The 17595-nt window shown below is 39.5% G+C and carries 19 protein-coding genes; 2 read left to right on the top strand and 17 right to left on the bottom strand.

Going from position 1 to position 17595, the window contains the following annotated elements; translation table 11 throughout:
- Window positions 1–30 precede the first annotated feature (30 nt).
- The 8 genes from CCS77_RS04035 to rpmH all read right to left on the bottom strand — a co-directional run bounded on the left by CCS77_RS04035 (window position 31) and on the right by rpmH (window position 6186).
- Entirely contained in the window at window positions 31–750 is a 720-nt protein-coding gene (locus CCS77_RS04035) for a hypothetical protein (protein WP_107916642.1), read from the bottom strand.
- Window positions 751–820: 70 nt separating this feature from the next.
- Window positions 821–1402, bottom strand: a complete 582-nt coding sequence (locus CCS77_RS04030; protein WP_107916641.1) for an NAD(P)H-dependent oxidoreductase — start codon at window positions 1400–1402, stop codon at window positions 821–823.
- A 42-nt stretch (window positions 1403–1444) separates the two neighbouring features.
- A complete protein-coding gene (gene mnmE, locus CCS77_RS04025; protein WP_107916640.1) occupies window positions 1445–2770 on the bottom strand; it encodes a tRNA uridine-5-carboxymethylaminomethyl(34) synthesis GTPase MnmE in 1326 nt (441 codons plus the stop codon).
- Window positions 2767–3837, bottom strand: coding sequence for a Jag N-terminal domain-containing protein (locus CCS77_RS04020; RefSeq protein WP_107916639.1), 1071 nt, complete (start codon window positions 3835–3837; stop codon window positions 2767–2769). The genes mnmE and CCS77_RS04020 overlap by 4 nt, the downstream gene beginning before the upstream one ends.
- Complete coding sequence (gene yidC / locus CCS77_RS04015; RefSeq protein ID WP_107916638.1) at window positions 3834–5390, bottom strand: membrane protein insertase YidC; 1557 nt, start codon at window positions 5388–5390, stop codon at window positions 3834–3836. Before yidC ends, CCS77_RS04020 begins: the two co-directional genes overlap by 4 nt.
- The gene (gene yidD, locus CCS77_RS04010; protein WP_002940252.1) at window positions 5391–5732 is read right to left on the bottom strand and encodes a membrane protein insertion efficiency factor YidD; all 342 of its coding nucleotides are present in this window, start codon (window positions 5730–5732) and stop codon (window positions 5391–5393) included.
- Window positions 5729–6064: a ribonuclease P protein component gene (rnpA, locus tag CCS77_RS04005; RefSeq protein WP_107916637.1), complete on the bottom strand. Its 336-nt coding sequence runs from the start codon at window positions 6062–6064 to the stop codon at window positions 5729–5731. The genes yidD and rnpA overlap by 4 nt, the downstream gene beginning before the upstream one ends.
- On the bottom strand, window positions 6052–6186 hold the full coding sequence (rpmH, locus tag CCS77_RS04000) for a 50S ribosomal protein L34 (protein ID WP_002940373.1): 135 nt from the start codon (window positions 6184–6186) through the stop codon (window positions 6052–6054). The genes rnpA and rpmH overlap by 13 nt, the downstream gene beginning before the upstream one ends.
- Before the next feature lie 123 nt (window positions 6187–6309).
- Between rpmH and CCS77_RS03995 the strand changes: the two genes are divergently transcribed.
- Together CCS77_RS03995 and CCS77_RS03990 are read left to right on the top strand one after the other, a co-directional pair.
- Entirely contained in the window at window positions 6310–6963 is a 654-nt protein-coding gene (locus CCS77_RS03995) for a uracil-DNA glycosylase family protein (protein WP_107916636.1), read from the top strand.
- On the top strand, window positions 6960–8240 hold the full coding sequence (locus CCS77_RS03990; protein ID WP_107916635.1) for a hypothetical protein: 1281 nt from the start codon (window positions 6960–6962) through the stop codon (window positions 8238–8240). The genes CCS77_RS03995 and CCS77_RS03990 overlap by 4 nt, the downstream gene beginning before the upstream one ends.
- Before the next feature lie 12 nt (window positions 8241–8252).
- On the opposite strand, the gene CCS77_RS03985 is transcribed toward CCS77_RS03990, so the two are convergent.
- The 9 genes from CCS77_RS03985 to CCS77_RS03945 all read right to left on the bottom strand — a co-directional run bounded on the left by CCS77_RS03985 (window position 8253) and on the right by CCS77_RS03945 (window position 17546).
- Complete coding sequence (locus CCS77_RS03985; protein ID WP_002940422.1) at window positions 8253–8642, bottom strand: YbgC/FadM family acyl-CoA thioesterase; 390 nt, start codon at window positions 8640–8642, stop codon at window positions 8253–8255.
- Window positions 8643–8662: 20 nt separating this feature from the next.
- Window positions 8663–9178, bottom strand: a complete 516-nt coding sequence (locus tag CCS77_RS03980) for a threonine/serine exporter family protein (protein WP_103613953.1) — start codon at window positions 9176–9178, stop codon at window positions 8663–8665.
- Window positions 9171–9953, bottom strand: coding sequence for a threonine/serine exporter family protein (locus CCS77_RS03975; protein WP_107916634.1), 783 nt, complete (start codon window positions 9951–9953; stop codon window positions 9171–9173). Before CCS77_RS03975 ends, CCS77_RS03980 begins: the two co-directional genes overlap by 8 nt.
- Window positions 9937–10416 carry a DUF4149 domain-containing protein gene (locus CCS77_RS03970; RefSeq protein ID WP_021085474.1) on the bottom strand — a complete coding sequence of 160 codons (480 nt, stop codon included), beginning with the start codon at window positions 10414–10416 and terminating at the stop codon, window positions 9937–9939. Before CCS77_RS03970 ends, CCS77_RS03975 begins: the two co-directional genes overlap by 17 nt.
- Before the next feature lie 10 nt (window positions 10417–10426).
- Window positions 10427–11239, bottom strand: a complete 813-nt coding sequence (gene prmC, locus CCS77_RS03965; RefSeq protein ID WP_107916633.1) for a peptide chain release factor N(5)-glutamine methyltransferase — start codon at window positions 11237–11239, stop codon at window positions 10427–10429.
- Window positions 11229–12431 (bottom strand): M48 family metallopeptidase, encoded by a 1203-nt coding sequence (locus tag CCS77_RS03960; protein WP_107916632.1) that lies wholly within the window; start codon window positions 12429–12431, stop codon window positions 11229–11231. Before CCS77_RS03960 ends, prmC begins: the two co-directional genes overlap by 11 nt.
- An 8-nt stretch (window positions 12432–12439) precedes the next feature.
- The gene (locus tag CCS77_RS03955; RefSeq protein WP_107916631.1) at window positions 12440–13552 is read right to left on the bottom strand and encodes a hypothetical protein; all 1113 of its coding nucleotides are present in this window, start codon (window positions 13550–13552) and stop codon (window positions 12440–12442) included.
- Window positions 13553–13555: 3 nt separating this feature from the next.
- A complete protein-coding gene (locus CCS77_RS03950; RefSeq protein ID WP_103572329.1) occupies window positions 13556–14929 on the bottom strand; it encodes a sodium-dependent transporter in 1374 nt (457 codons plus the stop codon).
- Window positions 14930–15605: 676 nt separating this feature from the next.
- Window positions 15606–17546 carry a BCCT family transporter gene (locus CCS77_RS03945; protein WP_107916630.1) on the bottom strand — a complete coding sequence of 647 codons (1941 nt, stop codon included), beginning with the start codon at window positions 17544–17546 and terminating at the stop codon, window positions 15606–15608.
- Window positions 17547–17595 lie beyond the last annotated feature (49 nt).

The following is a 17595-nucleotide window of genomic DNA, read 5'->3' as shown; positions in this document are numbered from 1 at the left end:
CTATTTTACAACCTTGCTTATAAAAAGTTACTAAAAAGCCTTTTGGAATTTACTAAAACAAAGCACATTTGAGAGAATTTTGCCTTGATTTATAAGGTCACTTTCGATAAATGTTTTATAAAAATTTTGCGTTAGCGTCTCAGCCTTAATCTTCTCTTCATCTTCACTTGAAAGGTTGAAATAATAGCTCGTCTCTCTTAGAAAAAAGCCTTGATCATTAGATATATCTGAGTTTAAGATCACCGCAAAAAAGCCATTTTTCAAAGGGTGATTTGTCACGCTTTTTACTTTTATCGCCTCTTTGCCACCTGCAAAAGCTTCGCAAACTGGCATGCTTTTTGTGCTATAAACCACGCTTTTGATAGCGCCATTTGAAATTTCATAAAATTTGATATTTTTTGCATTTGCTAGCTCCTCTATGTCACTAGCATTTGACAAGATGAGCTCATGATTTGTACCCAAATTTTTAACAAGCACCATTTGATCTGCTTCGCTGCCTTGCATGAGATCGCCAAGAGAGCTAAATTCTGCATTTGTGCTGGCTGCTTTAATCCCAGCCTTGCCGACAATGTTTGCAAATTTATTAAAGTCATCTAGGCTGTTTTGCAGCTTATAAAATTTCATCTCGTGCAAGGTTTCGTTATTTTCAAGATAGAGTAAATTTGACTTTTCGCTTGGATTTAGAATTTGCTTGCTAGCACACCCAGCAAAAAAGATAATAGCAGCTAAAAGTAGAAATTTTGCCCTCATTTTCCCCACACAAGATATAAATTTAGATTCTCTCTAGCACAAATGGCTAAAGAGCGGTAGAAATCTTTTTTTACGCTTTGAAAACTTTTTCAAGATGCGCCTCATACTCTTTTAGATATCTTGGCACGTCTGGCATCTTGATAACATCGTAGCATACAAAATACGGAAGTGGCTTCATGCCCAAAAACTCATTTGCCTTTCTAAAATGAAAATAAACCCCATCAACGCCACGCGCCTCAAAAAACTCATTTGGATCGCTAAATGCCTCAGCTGGGGCGTTCCAAGTAAGGCTTAGCATAAATTGCTTGCCATTTAGCAAGCCGCCTTTGCCGTAGTTTTTGGCTGGATCAACCCTATGCCTGCCATCACTCGTATAAAGCTTGCCGTGTCCTGCTGTAAAGACCTCGTCGATATACTTTTTCACTATCCAAGGCTCGCCCATCCACCAAGCTGGCATCTGCCAAACTACCGCGTCCATCCAGAGAAATTTCTCAACTTCAGCCTCGATATCATAGCCTTGATCTATCGCGGTTTGTTTTACCTCGTGACCCATTTTCACTAGTTTTTCGTTTGCTAGATCGTGAAGTGTTTGATTGAGCCTGCCATCTGAATGGCCAAATTTTTTGCCGCCATTTAAAAGTAAAATTTTCATATTCTCTCCTTTAAAAAGCGCAAATTTTAACCAAAAAAAGTATCATTTTCCTAAACAAAAATGGCTAAACATCTCATCTAAAATTTCACTTCTCTCAAATGGCTTTGTGATGCTTGCAAGTGCCTTTATCGCGGTATTTAGCTCGTAAGCAAAAATTTCTAGCTCCTCTTCACTTAGCCTTAAAAACGCTCTTTTTAAAGCCTCGCTCGCCTCTTTACAGCTTAAAATTTGGCGGTTTGAGCTTAGCATGATCTCGTCAGTGTCTTGCGTCTTGAGATAGCCCTCAAGCTCTTTTAAAACTACGCTCGTATCGTTTTTTGCTGAAATTTTGATAGCGCCCTCTAACTCTATGTCAAATTTAAATGCCAGATCGCTTTTATTTAGGATAAAAAAGGCTTTTTTGTTTGAGTTAGAAACGAGCTTTATTATCTCTTTATCTTGCTCGTCGCTTGCAAATGAGCCGTCAAAGACAGCTAGGATGATGTCGGCCTCGTTTATGGCTGAGATCGAGTAGTTTATGCCGATTTGTTCGATCTTTCCAGCATCTTTTCTAATGCCTGCGGTGTCTATAATGCGAACTAGATGCGAGCCGATCTTGAAATTTTCTTCTATCCTATCTCTAGTCGTGCCAGCCTCATCACTAACGATTGCTCTTTCGTATGCCAAAAATGAGTTTAAAATGGAGCTTTTGCCAACATTTGGCTTGCCAACGATGGCGATCTTAAAGCCATCTATGAGCCCTCTTCTTTGCTCGCTAAGAATTGCTATGCGCTCTAGCTTCTCGCTATTTTTTAAAAGCATCTGCTTAGTCTGCTCTAGTAAATTTGCAGGCAGATCATCATCAGCGTAGTCAATCATAGTCTCAACAAAGGCAAGAGTTTTGACCACTTCACCCCTGATCTCGCCTACAAATTTACTAAGATCACCTTGCATTTGGCGGGTCAAAATTTTAGCAGCGATCTCGCTTTTTGAAGTGATGAGCCCTTGCATCGCCTCGGCCTTGGCTAGATCCATCTTGCCATTTAAAAATGCTCGCTTGCTAAACTCGCCAGGCATAGCAAGCCTAGCACCAGCTCTTATTAGCTCATTTAAAATTCTCTCGCTCACCATCACGCCGCCATGAGTTTGAAACTCGACGATGTCCTCGCCAGTAAAACTTGCTGGGCCTTTAAAATATATAACGATAGCTTCGTCTAAAATTTCATCATCAAGGGAGTAAATTTTGGCTAGTTTTGCGTATCTTGGCTCTAAATTTGAAAGTTTAAGAAGTTTTAAAGAGGTGGCTAGGGCGTCCTTGCCGCTAAGCCTTACGATAGAAACTGAGCCGATGCCATAAGCTGTGGCAAGGGCTACGATAGTTTCACTCATTTTTTGAAAAAGTCATTTACGACGACAAATTTGCCGTCATTGCCGCTTTTTATGCCGACATATTTATCTGGGAATTTCTCTCTAAGCTTCTCAAGTGCGATCTTAACTAAAACTCCGTCAAGTGGCTTTGTTTGGGCTCTACCGCTATTTTGCACGCGCTCGATCACACCATTTAGATATTGATCCATCATCGCTTCTTGATTTTGCAAAAATTGTGCGATCTCAAGACGGATAGCGAGGTTATATTTTGAATTTAGCCAGTTATAGAGCATATAAGAGATCGCTTTATATCTATAGCCCTCTTTGCCGATAAGTAGCGCCGCATCAGCACCGTCTAGCTCGATAAGCACTGTCTCATCGTTAAATTTACTAACTTCTACCTTGTCTATCTCAAAGCAGCTTGCTTTAAAAAGACGCGTCATGCCCTCTTTTATCTCAGGCAAAATTTTATCAAAGTCGATTACAACTTTCTCTTTTTTCTCTTTTGGCAAAGCTTGAGGCGCGCTCTCTTCATCAGTTTGGTTGAAATTTTCGATGATTGAAGTATCTAGGATGTTTTTAGGAGCACTTTTACTAGCTTGTGGCTCTTTTGCCTCTTTAGTCTCTTTTTGCTCTTTTGGCTCATCAAGTCTTTTTATGACATATCCTGGCTCTTCACCCTTTTCGGCAAAGGCATCTTTTGCAAGGGCTGAGTTTTTTTCACTCAAATTTGGCTTTTCGTTTTTATGCTCTTTTTGCTCAGACTTAGCCTCATTTTTCTCATCTTTATGCTTTTTAGGATTTCGCTTTTTATCATTATGATCGTGTTTTTTGCTCTGTTTTTTCTCTTCTTTTACACTCTCATTATCATCGCTTTTTTTAGCAAAATTTCTATCATTTTTTGGTTTATGCTGTGGTTTTGGCTGATTTTCTAAATTTGCCTCAATGATCGCTGTCTTTTTAAAAAATCCAAAAATTCCACCGCTTGGATGTTGCAAGACCTTGATGTCAAGTTCGGTGACTGAGCAGTTAAGCTGCTCGGCTGCCTTTTGAAATGCCTCTTGGAGGGTATTTGCTTCTATTTTCATTGAGCTTTTACCTCCGCAGCTTTTTTATGTTTTTCAAAAAGTTTATTTACAAAGACTTGTTGAACGACTGAACAAACGTTATTTACAAACCAGTAGAGCGTAAGACCTGCTGGGAATGTCACAAAGAAAAATGTGAAGATCAAAGGCAAGAATTTCATAACCTTTTCTTGCATAGGATCGGTAAATGTCGTTGGTGTAAGTTTTTGTTGTAAAAACATCGTTAGACCCATTAAGATAGGTAGCACAAAGTATGGATCCATCACTGAAAGATCGTGTATCCAAAGTATCCAAGGAGCACCTTTTAGCTCGATCGCATTTAGTAAAACGCGGTAGATCGCAAAAAATACCGGAATTTGAAGCAAGATCGGCAAGCAGCCACCCATCGGGTTTGCGCCATGTTTTTTGTATAGCTCCATCATGTGAACTTGCATCTTTTGCTTATCATCTTTATATTTTGTTTGGATCTCTTTTACCTTTGGAGCAAGCTCTTTTAGCTTATTCATCGATAGCATACCCTTATATGTAAGTGGGAATAAAACTATCCTTATAACAAGCGTTAGCACAACTATCGCCCAACCCCAGTTGCCGATGTAGTTATGTAAGAAATTTAAGAATGCAAACATCGGCTTTGCAATAAATGTAAACCAACCATACTCGATAACGTCATTTAGCCTTTCATCCATTGAGCTTAAAATTTTATGCTCTTTTGGTCCGATGTAAGCGCCTAATTTTAGACTATCGTTTGCCTTTACAAAGACGATAGGATTGTTATTTGCATCTTTATCTACAACAGCTTCAAATGGCTTGTTAAATGAGTAAAATAGCGTTGTGTAGTATCTATCAGATGCAGCCGCTATAGTTGTGCTTGCATAGTTTTTAACCTCTTTTGCATCGCCATCTTCTATGATATTTAGGCTATCGTCTGTATTTCTAAGCATGACGCCATGAACCGTGTAGCTATCTATCGCGATATTTGGTCTAAAGCCAGGAGTGATGAAATAATCAACACTTTTGCTTAAATTTACTTCAACCTCGTAACGACCATTTGGGTAAAATTTGATATTTTTTGTGACTGTAACACCATCTAAATTTTGAGTGAGTTTTATAGTTTTAGGCTCGCTGCTAGCATCTATTTCGCTAGCGTCACTGCTATATGCAACCTTAAAAGCATCAGTATTTAAAGCGCTATCGTTAAATCTAAGCTCAAGCGGCAGTGGATTTTGCGAAACAAGCTCGATTTTGTTGCCATCTTCTGTTTTATACTTATCTTCGGTGAGATAAAATTTCGCAATCCTACCTAGCTTATCTATCTTTGCTTCGTAGCTTTGACCTTTGATGGTAGCGATTATCTCGTTTGAAGCTAAATTTTCATTTGATTTTGGAGTATCGTTAGTAGAGGCTGGGGCTTTGCTTTGATCCATTGTTTGAGAGATCGTTGTCTGGTTTTGCTCTAGTGGAGCTCTTTTTGGCATAAAAAAGTCATATACTATGAAAAATACGATTGACAAAAGTGCTGCAAGAAGCAACCTTTTTTGCATAGACATCTGTTCCATTTAATTTTTTTCCTTTAATTTATCTAATACTTTTACGACATAAAATTTACTATTTTGGCAAGGGATAAACCAGAAATTTACATTTTTGGTATCGCTTTTTTGAAATATAAAACATGAGTTAAATTTTTTGCGGATGATTGGGTAGTTGATACCGCCTTTGAAAAGTTGATTGCATCTTAAAATTCGCATAAATGTTGCAAAAAAAGCAGAGAAAAAGCTATTTGTTTGAAATTCCCAAATGGCGTATTGTGAGCAAGTCGGATAGTAGCGACAGCTTTTTGGCAGAAGTATGGAAATATATTTTTGATAAAAAGCGATAAATTTAATCGCAAATTTTTTCATTTTAGACATCCCATTTTTTTTGTAGACCAGCTCAAATTTTTACAAATTTTGTCAAATGAAATTTCTATAATTCCATTTTTTGCGACCATAATGTAAGTGCCATCTTTTAGCTCTTTAGAAATAGAAAAAAAAGCAGCTCTTAAAAGCCTCTTTGCTCTATTTCTAACTACTGCTTTTCCCACTTTTTTGCTAGCAACAACTGCTAATTTTTTTTCAATTGTAGGTTTATAAAAAACTACGCAAGCGTCGCAGTGCCATTTACTGGCCTCTTTATAAACCTGAGAAAATTCTCTCGAGTCACTTAGTGACTCAAAACCAGCTAAGCAGCCAATCTTTTTCTACCTTTAGCACGTCTAGCATTGATAACCTTGCGGCCATTTTTAGTTTTCATTCTTAAACGAAAGCCATGAGTGCGTTTTTTAGGGGTTTTATGAGGTTGATAAGTCCTTTTCATTTCTATCCTTAAAGTTAATATAAAAAGTGGGATTTTATCAAAGCAATACTTAAATTCCTTTGAATAAATCAGCCCGAAAAAACTATAATTTAAACTTTAAGTAAATCAAGTTATAATCCAAAAATGAAATTTCATAAAAACAAAGATCTCTTAGAAAAATTACTTTTTTTAAAAGCGATCGGTTACAATTTTATAGATGAAAATTTTCTTAATTTAAGTAAATATCAAGATTATAACAGCATAGACGAGCTAAATAGCGAGATAAAAAAGTGCTCTCTTTGCTTTTTAAGAAATAGCTCAAAGTGCGTTTTTACTGGCTTTGGCGATAAAAATAGCAAGATAATGTTTATCTCGCTTTGCAAAAAAGATGATTATTTTGAAGGCACAAGCGGCAAAATTTTAGAAAAAGCTATAAATAATGGCTTAAATTTAGAAAAAGATAGTGTCTATATAAGCTTGCTTTTGCGCTGTGAAATTTCAAATAGTGACGCGAAAAATCCAGCGTTAAAGAGCTCGTTTGAGCTTTGTAGGCCATATCTTTTAGAAGAGATAAGACTTATTAAACCAAAAATTATCATCACTTTAGGAGAGGAAGCTTTTATGCATCTTTATCCAAATTTGCTCTCAAAGGGCGGATTTTCAAGCATAAGAGGGAGCATTTTAAAAGATGATGATAGGTTTATAATGCCAACCTTTTCACCAGAGTGGATCAGCAAAAATCCAAGTTTTGAAGAAAATTTTATAGATGATTTGAAAAAAATCAAGGGAGTGATATGAAAAGAATTTTTCTTTTTTTAGTTATATTTGTAAGCCTTTTTGCAGCGCAAAATGAAGCCATAAGCGAGATGCAAGACGAGATCACTGAGGCAAAATTTGAAAGCAACATCACTAAAAATCAAAGCCTCTCAAGCATACCGCCAGCAAAGATCACTTACATAAATTTAGAGCCAGAATTTTGTGATAGCTCTTGCCTAAATGAGCTTGTAAAAAGCGATATGTTAGCTAGCTTTATGGCGAGATTTGAGCCAGCAAAGATAGATGATAAGGCACTTTTAGACCTTTACGCTTCGCTTGGCGGAGAGATGGTTTTAAAACTTGCACAAAGCGACAAGATAGCAGTCATCATCCCTCAAAAGGTTATAAAATCATACGCAAATGTCGTATCAAACGCTATTTTGAGCTACATCTTAAAGCAAGATGCAAATGTTGAAGTGAAATTTATAAATAGCAGCGACGAAAGTTTGCCTAGCCTTCAAAACGCGCTTCAAAACGCTAGAAATGAGGGCTTTATCTACTTTATAGCAGCCCTTACTCAAAATGGCGCAAACATAGTAAATTCTCTCATCTTGCCAAACGAACTCATCTACATCCCTAGCGTTCATAGCTCTTTCGTGGTAGCTCCAAAGCCAAATTTGATCTTTGGCGGAGTTGATTATAAAGCTCAAATTTCAGCCCTGCTCGCTTTTGCCAACGAAAAAATAGTCGCCTTTGACGATGGCAGCGCGCTAGCACAAAAGCTAAATGAGTATGTACGCATGCAAAGTAACGACTACTACGAGAGCTCGATCACAGGTAAAGATATAAATTTAAACGATACTTTAAGCAAAAAGTCTAAATTTGATAACGCAAGCATCTTTTTAAACATCCCTATAGTTAAAGCTTCTCTTGTAGCAACGCAGATGAGAGGCTTTGAGATAAAGCCTTACGCGCTTTTAAGCACGCAGATAAATTTCTTGCCAAATATCTTTAGCGCCATCACGCAAAGAGATAGGCAAAACCTCTTTGTGGCAAATTCGCTAAATTTACTTGATGAGAGTTTTTTAGGGCTTGGAGATCTTTTTGGAGTTGATTTTAGATACTCACAGATCGGCTACTCAAGTGCCTTGGGAGTGGAGTATATCTATACAAATTTCATAAACAAAAATGCCAGCAAAATTTTTGCTGAGAGAGTTGAAAACTCACAAGTTTTATATGATGTAAAAATTTATGACACAAAAAGCGATCACTTTAATGAGGCAAATTCGCAGGAGCAAAACAGTACAAGCGGGATTTAGCAGTTTTGCTTGCTAAAATTTAACCTCATTTATAAAAGTTTTCATGCTCTCATCTATCTTTGCTAATCTGCCCTCTTTCATAAAAGCTAGCGTGATAGTCGCTTTAAAGAGCACTTTTTCGGCATCTTTTTCATCAAATTTATAAATTTCTTGCTCTAAAACAAGGCTTGCTTTTTTAAGCTCTATGAGCTTTGTTCTCACAAAAACCTCATCGCCAAGCACTGCTGAAGCGAGAAATTTAGCCTCAAGAGCTGAAACGACAAAGTATCCGCCCTCTTTTGTGAAATTTAGCCCAGCCTCAAAAAACGCTTCACTTCTGGCTCGCTCGCAATATTTAATATAGTTTGTATGATAGACAATGCCGCCTGCATCGGTATCTTCGTAATAAATTCTTATCTTCACAGCAAAGCTCCTTTAAATTTTCATTTGCTCTTACTAGGTCTACCTTTAGCGCCTCTAGTTATCGTAAGCGACTGATCATAAAACAAGATAAGTACCACCGAAACGCCGACACCTAGGGCTAGTGAGACCGTCGTAGTCGTGATAGCATTATCAAAAAATATAATCAAATACTCATTTTTCTTAGCGATGCTTGTCTCATTTAAAAATGAAAAAAGTGCCAATATCCCTTTATACGCAAAAACTCCTGGCACCATCGGCAAAAGCGCTGGAAATGCGATGATCTCAGCTGGCACCTTTAGCCGTTTGGCAAAGAGCATGCCTAAAATTCCGCTCATAAAAGAGACGATGAGCGTTGCGACACTGATGTTAAAAAATCCCATCTGCATGATCCAAAAGCGGCTAGCATGCGCAAATGCAGCGAGCAAAGCACAAAAGATGAGAGTTCTTTTTGGAGGCGAGCTAGCATAGGCAAAGCCAAGTCCAGCCACCGCAGCAAAGCCAGCATCTACAAGCGTTTCACTCAAAAGCTCAAACATTTAGTATCTCCGCACTGCTAAGTGTTAGCGTGATATAGACGCCAACAGCCATGCAAAGTATGAGGATGCCCGTGCTTATGGCTCTACTGATGCCAACAAGGGTGTTGTCATTTAGGATGTCAAAGACTGAATTTATGAGAAAAACGCCAGGCATCATAAAGAGTACAGACGAGCCTATCGCCACGTCGCTTGTATGTGTAAGCCCGTAAGATACGCCAAGGTAGGCGATAAATGAGACGACAAAGGATGTCAGGACGTATTGAACCTTTAAATTTACACCCATTTTCGCAAGGGTAAATTTAAGAGTGTAGCCAACAAGCGTTGCAAAAAATATGCAAACAACTGAGCCAGCATCGCCTCCAAAAAGTCTGCAAAATGCCGCATTTGCAAGGCTTATCAAGATAAGCGAGCTAGCAAATTTATTTGCACTGACACTCATCACGCCCTCAAAGCTCTCTTTAGCCTCATCTAAACTTAAACCCTCATCTAAAATTTGCCAGCTGAGTGAGGATAACTCAGAAATTCTGTTAAAGCTAACCTGCCCTAATGGGATCTTTCTCACATAAGTTCGGCGCAAGGAGTTATCCTGCGAGTCCATCACGCTAATGGTAAAATACTTCACGAAAATCGTCACGCTAACGTCGTAGCCGTAGTGCTTAGCTATGCGGTCGACGCACTTTTCTACGCGCGCAGTGTATGTGCCAGCGCTCACCATCGCTGTCGTGTATTCGGCGAGGAAATTTGTTAAGATTTGGATATCAGGCTTGGCGTTCATCTTGGCTGATCTTAAATTTCACAAAAAACAAAATGAGCTGCAAAACAAGCATCACTTTCATCACATATTCGCTTGCGCTGTGCATCTTGGCAAACTCCGCTGTCTGCGTCGCCTCTGCGCCAAGACTTTGAGCCTGCACGATAAAAGGCGTAAAGATAAAGACAAAGCTAAGCGCTAGGGCTAAATTTAAAAACGAGAGCATAAATGTGCTAAATTTTAGTGAAAATGCAAGCTTTTTTCTTAGATCAAATAGCTCGCTAACTGCCACAAATGCGCTTACAAATAGCAAAACATAGTTAAATTTTAAAAATATCTTTGTCATCATCTGTCCGCTCATAAAATGCGTAAGCACACCCTCGCCTATGATGCTTTGTGGGAAAAATATGACTGGCGCGACCAAAATTCCAAGCGTTAGCTCAGTGCCGATCACCGCCGCTAATAGTAAAAAATAGATACTTCTCAATCTCTCTCCTTTATAGTTTTAATCTCGCGCAAAAGCCCCTATCAAAGCCCGCCAAGTCCTTGTAAAAAGCGCTTTTGAAGCCATTAAATTTTAGCGCCATCTCCATGCTCGCTCTTTGATCATAGCCCATCTCGCAGGCGATATTTTTTATGCTGCGATTTCTAGCGATAAGGATGATGTTTTTTAAAATTTCATCTCCAACCTCGCCGCCAAATAGCGCCTCATGCGGCTCATTTATCACAAATTTATCAAGTTTATAGTCTCGCGCTATATAAGGCGGGTTTGAGACCAAGATGTCGATATCACCTGAAATTTCATCGATATAAGAGCACTTTACAAAGTCGATCTTATCGCTTACATTAAATTTAAGCGCATTTTTTTTAGCCAAATTTAGAGCCTTTTCATTTATATCAGTAGCTACTATTTTAGCGTTTGTTTTTAGAGCTAGCATGACGCTTATTATCCCGCTGCCAGTGCCGATCTCAGCGATCTTTGGCGCTTTATAGCTGCTTGCTATCTCAAGCACTTTATCAACTAAAATTTCAGTCTCAGGGCGCGGTATCAAAACGCCACCTTCTACCTCAAACTCCAAGCCATAAAAGCCAGCCTTGCCAGTTATATATTCAAGCGGCTCGTAGTTTTCAAAGCGCTTTACAAGGGCAAAGTAGCCGACATCGTCAAATTCGCTCTTTTGGTTTAAAAATATCCACTCAACGCTCACATCAAGGTAGCTCATAAGCAAAATTTTAGCCACCCTGCTTGGGTTCTCACAAAGCGGCTTTAGCCTTAAATTTGCCTCTTTTAGAGCCTCTTCAACTCTCATTTTCTAGCTCATTTATCCTCTCAAAAAGGCTTGGGTGCGAGTGATAGACAAATGAGTAAAGCCAGTGCGACTTTGGAAATGCTTTGTTTTCGCTGCCAAGCTTGGTTAGGGCGTTTATCATGTCGGTTTTGTTTGAAATTTCTTTTGAAAATCTATCTGCGCCAAATTCATTTTTGCGGCTAAAGTGCGAGATGATCGGCGAGAAAAGAAAGCTAAAAATAGGCGAGAAAAGCACCAAAAAGATGATGATACTAGCGCCATTTTGCCCTAGTCCTATCGCCTCATAAGCGCTTGCGCCAACGTTTCCAAAGATAAAAAATAGACAAAATAGCATGACCGCACTTAGTGCTATCATTTTTAGGATATCTTTATGCTTAAAGTGCCCAAGCTCATGACCTAAAACCGCCACGATCTCCTCGGTGCTTAGCTTTTTTATCAGCGTGTCAAAAAGTACCACTCGCTTTGTCGCTCCAAGTCCGCCAAAATAGGCATTTAAGCGGTTGTCGCGCTTGCTAGCATCTATCGTAAAAACGCCGCTACTTTTAAAGCCGCATTTTTCAAGTAAGCCCTCTATCTTGCCCTTTAACTCGCCATCTTCAAGCGGCGACATCTTGTTAAAGATAGGCGCGATGAGCGTTGGATATATCAAATTTATAATTAAAGCGATGCCAAAACTTAGCAAAAATGCCCAAAACCACCAAAATTCCCCAAGGAAATTTATACATAAAAGCACGAGCCAGACGAAGGCCGAGCCAAAAACGAGCATTAGCGCTAGCGACTTTATGGTATCAATCAAAAATATCTTTGCACTCATATTTGAAAAGCCAAGCTTTTTGTCTTTTACAAAGCTCTCGTAGATATTTAGCGGTAGATCAAGCAGCGACGAGATCAGCAAAAAACTCATCACAAAGATAATATTTTCAAACGTGGTGCCATCTTTTATGCAAGCGTTTGAGAGCATTTTTAGCCCAAAGCTTATCCACGCAAAGAAGATAACGGCGTGATAGATGAGGCTAAAAATTTCAAATTTTAGATTTGTCACGGCGGCCTCTGCAGCGTTTTTATATTCGCTCTCTTCAAGCACGACTGGCTCTTTTTTGGCTTCAGTCCTTACAAAGCTGATCTGTAAATTCGCCAAAAAAAGCTTAAAAATCACATAAAAAATATAGATAAATAAAAGTGTATAAAACATATTCTCCCTTAAATTTCATAAAGACTAAAGCAGCCATAGTCCGTTCTAACTGCAAGCTTGCCATCTATAAATTTAGCCTCGCAGCTTTTCACAACGTGATCTAGCCTAAATTCCGCCATCGCATTGCCACTTTTTAGATTGATAGCGTAGCCCCTGCTTTGATCTATCACCACAAGCTTGTCAGTATCCACACAAAACTCGCTCACTCTTAGATACTCATCCTTTATCCATGGCTGCTTTGTCACCTTTGCGCTCTTTATATCAAGGCTTAATAGCTTGTTTTCAAGATGTTGCCTAAGCAAAAGCGTGTTTTCGTCTAAAAAGCAAATTTTATCAAGCACGCCAAATTCTGCTCTTAGCTCGCTTAAAATTTCGCCATTTTTTGCATTTAAAATTTGTAGCTCATTTTCTTTGGTGCAAAACGCAAGCATGCTAGCATCCGCACTAAGAGCTGCGCAAAGTATCGGCACGTGTTTTTTTGTGCTACATTTATACTCGCCGATCTTTGAAATTTCGCCATTTTTAAAGGCAAAAATTTGCCCAAACATACCAAAGACGGCTACATCATTTGAAGCACAGATAAAGCTCGCTATCTCGCTACTTTTCTTGGCATTTTGCTTGGCTAAAATTTCACGAAATTTAGCCCCATTTGGCTCAAAAATGTAAATTTCATGATCAAGGTCTAAAAGTAAATTTTCACTTGCACACTGGATGTCCCACGCAAGCGGCTTTGGCAATGCGATCTGCTCTTTTATAGTGCCGCTTCTATCAAGCTTCACTAAAAGATCGCTAGAGTTGCCGCCATCTTTTTGACCACCACTTTTATAAACATAAATTTCATCTCTTAAGCCTACAAACGAGAGCGTTCCAGTGTATCCACCACCGATATAAACGTGCAGACTCGCTTCACCTGTTTTTGCCTCGCTATCTTGCAATATAAAGCCCTTTTTTAGGCTATCCCACTCTTTTTTGATGCAGGCTTTTTTAGCCTCCGTCTCGCTTGCAAATTCTTTTTTACTCTGTTTTGTTTTGCCGCCTTTTTGGCTCACACTCACTAAAGCATTATCCTCTACGCTAAGTCTTAGGCGCTCACCACTATCAAAATTTACAAGCTCACGCATATTTCACTTCAAAAAGTTGTCGTAAAAACTGCTGATAAATAGCACCAAAATGACAAAAGGCACGATAAATTTAATGTAGAAAAACCAAATATTTATAAGCTTTGCGTATTTTTCGCTGCCTTGCAATATCTCTTTTTTCGCTTCATCTTTTAGCACCCAGCCCACAAATATCGCACATCCAAGCGAGGTCAGCACGAAAAATATGGTCGCACTTATCGCGTCGTATGCGTCAAAGATATTTTTACCAAAAATGCTCACATGACTTAGTAAATTTGTAGCCATAAGTGAGGGCAAATTCCCAAGCACAAAGATAACGCTAAGCACTAAAAATATCGCTTTTTTGCGTTTTATCTTAAATTTCTCTTGCAACGTTGTAATGATCACTTCATATATCGGTAGCGACGTCGTAAGCGCAGCGATCATAAGCAGCGCAAAAAATGCAACCGCGAAAAATCCGCCAAAAGGCATGTGCGAAAAGACGATCGGAAGCGACTTGAAAACTAGGCTCGGCCCGCTATCTGGCGAGACGCCGTAGCTAAAGAGCGACGGAAATATCATAAAGCCAGCAAGCACGGCTATGACGGTGTTTAAGATACCTGTGATGATAGAAATTTTAACTAAGCCTTCGTCTTTTTTAACAAAGCTTGAGAGCGTTATCATCACGCCAAATCCAAGCGAAAGCGCAAAGAAAACCTGTCCCAAAACCTCAACAAAAAGCTTTAAATTTATCTTTGAAAAATCAGGCGTTAAGTAAAATTTCACACCCTCCATCGCACCCCCAAGCGTGATGTTTTTAGCGATCATGACGAGCATCAAGATAAAAAGAAGCGGCATTAGGTATTTTGCTGAGCGCTCGATGCCGCCAACTGCGCCTTGCACCAAGATAGCGTAATTAACCAGAACAAAAACAAGGGTCGCAAAGCTGATGGCAAGCGGGTTGCTGACAATATTTTGCTCGTAAAATGCGCTAGTTTGCTCAAAGCTCACGATGTGCGAGAGATCAAGCAGGCCAAATGAAATTTGAGCGATATAGTTTAAGACCCAGCCTCCGATAACCATATAATAAGCCATGATGCCAAATGCGCCAACAAGCCCCATCCAGCCAACTATCTGCCACTTTTTGCTAATCTTTTTGCCATTTACTGTGCCGCCAAATGCATCAACGGCGTTGCACTTTAGGCGCCTGCCGATGGCGTTTTCAACCAAAATCATAGGAATACCAATGACTATCATCGCTATGCAAAATACCAAAACATAGGCCCCACCGCCGTTTTGACCGACCAAGTAAGGAAAACGCCACGTCGCGCCAAAACCGACCGTAGCCCCTGCAACAGCTAAAATGTATGTAAGTCTTGAACTCCACGATTTTCTATCCATATTATCTACCTTTGTGAAAAATTTGGATTATATAAAAAAAATGATTAAATTTTGCTAGCAAAAGGCGATGCTTGCGTGTAAATTTGACTTTTTTGCTAAATTTTAGGACTTTTATGGACAGAATTTATTTTTAAATTTGCGTGTAAATTTATTCAAAAAGTTTGTTTATCTAAAACACCAAATTCTACATATCCCTCCATCGCAATGAGTAATATCCAGCCCTCTTTTGGACTGCAAAAATAGTGATGTTGCGGGACATTTTCAACCATAAATTTTAAAAAGTGGTTTATAAAATTATAGTGGTAGTTAATGAGCAAATTTTAAAATTTCATGAGCGAGTAATTTCGGCTCTAAAATTTGAGCTAAGCGGCAGGCGAAGCCAAATTTTAGTAGTCAATTCTTGCGAGTGAGTGGAATTTTAAAATTTACAAAAAAAGATTTTTAGAAATTTAAAGTTTTGTTTCTTTGTTAAGGGGAAGAGGCTTGAATTACGAAGTCGCTCCCTTCCCCCTTAACAATCCCCCAACCCCGACGACGTTAGAGGTGCATGCTTCAGTGCTAAAGCACTGCATGCGGTTTTATTAAATTTGAGCGAATTTTAAAATTTGCAAAATAGCTTGATTAAATTTGAAAATTTGCCCAGAATTTTAAAAATCTAGGCAAATTTCACTCAAATTTACTCTCTCACGACATGCAAGAACTGCATATGTTTGCGGTATTGCTCGATGACGTCATTTATCAGCGTGGCTTCGCTCCAGCCAAGCACGTCGTAGTCCTGACCGCCCTCTTTTAGATAGACTTCAGCTCTGTAGTAAAGATCGTCGCCGTCAAGCTCTCTAGTGTAGTCTGGGCTCTGGCTCTTGGTGAGATAGACGCCATATCTAAAGTCCATCTCATCGCCAAGTCCAACGTTTAAATTTACAAAATTTTCGTTATTTGTGACCTTTGCTTCAAGGCCGTTTTTGGCAAATTCCTCTTTTAGCTCGTTAAACGCTTTTAGCACGACTTCGTTTAAAAATTTCTTGCCATCTTTCTTGCCTGGCAGCGTAATGATCGCACTTAGGCGCTCTTGCCACGGCTTTGAAAGATCACTAATGGGCATGTTGCTAAAGTTATTTGTCTCTTTTTTGGTTAGATCCACACGTAACGCCTTAAATAGCCCATAAATGGCGCCAAGTAGCACTATGGAAAATGGCAGTGCTGTGGTGATCGTAAGTGCCTGAAGTGAGCCAAGACCACCAGCTAGCATCAAAAATGCTGCCACGACGCCCACTGTAACGCCCCAAAAGACCTTTTGCCAAACTGGTGTATCATCCTTGCCGTTTGAGCAAAGCATATTCATCACGATCGCTGCTGAGTCAGCAGAAGTGACGAAAAATATGACGATCATAAAGACTGCGATCACGCTTAGCACGCCTGAGAAGCTAAATTTCTCTAAAAACATAAATAGCGCTGAGGCTGAGTCAGAATTTACGGTCGTTGCTAGCTGGCTAAAGCCATTTTGCACGAGTGAGATCGCCGAGTTGCCAAAGAAGCTCATCCAAGCAAAGGTAAAGCCAGTTGGCACTAAAAGCACGCCGATCACAAATTCTCTGATCGTTCTACCCTTTGAAATTTTAGCGATGAATAGCCCCACAAATGGCGACCAAGATAGCCACCAAGCCCAGTATAGCAGCGTCCAACCGCCAAGCCAGCTCTCGTTTTGCCTCTCATAGGCGTAGAGGTTAAAAGTGTTTGAGATGAGCGTAGAGATGTAGTCGCCGCTGTTTTGCACAAACGACTTTAGAAGCTGCGTCGTATCGCCCAAAAATAGTATCAAAAACATAAAACATATAGCTAGCGCGATATTTGCGTTTGATAAGATCTTGATGCCCTTATCCACGCCGCTTGCCGCTGAGATAGTAGCTGCAAAACAAAGCACTATTAGAAGCGTGATATGCATAGTCGGCAGGCCAAAAACGTGCGTAAGGCCAGCATTTACCTGAAGTACGCCATATCCCAGCGATGTCGCCACGCCAAAAAGGGTCGCTACGACGGCAAATGTATCGATGGCACTACCTATCTTGCCGTAAATTTTATCTCCGATGATCGGATAAAATGCCGATCTAAGCGTGAGTGGCAAGCCGTGTCTATACGAGAAAAAGGCTAGAATTAGCGCTACGATAGCATAAACTGACCATGCGCTCATGCCCCAGTGAAAAAATGTGATATTCAACGCAAGCTTTTGCGCTGCGATAGTTTGCGCGTCGCCAACTGGTGGGTTTAGATAGTGCATGAGCGGCTCGGCCACACCAAAAAATACTAGACCTATGCCCATGCCAGCGGCAAAAAGCATAGAAAACCACGAGATATTTTTGTGCTCTGGCTTTACATGGTCAGCTCCAAGCTTGATCTCGCCAAGCTTACTAAAGCCAAGAATGATGACGCTTAGCAGTATGACGGCAACGACTAGGATATAAAACCAGCCAAATTTGGCCGCGATGTAGTTTTGCATACCCTTAAAAAACTCATTTGAGAAATTTGGAAATATCGCTGCAAATGCCGCTATTAAAAATATGATAACAAGCGATGGGATAAATACTGAGTTGTTAAATTTTGACCTTTGAAATTTAAACATTTTTCTCCTTTTTATAAATTTCAGTTTTGCCTTAAAATAACAAAAAAGA

Source organism: Campylobacter concisus, assembly GCF_003048375.1.
GTDB lineage: Bacteria > Campylobacterota > Campylobacteria > Campylobacterales > Campylobacteraceae > Campylobacter_A > Campylobacter_A concisus_T.
Note: the sequence above shows the minus strand (reverse complement) of the source record. Positions and strands in the feature narration are given on the sequence as shown.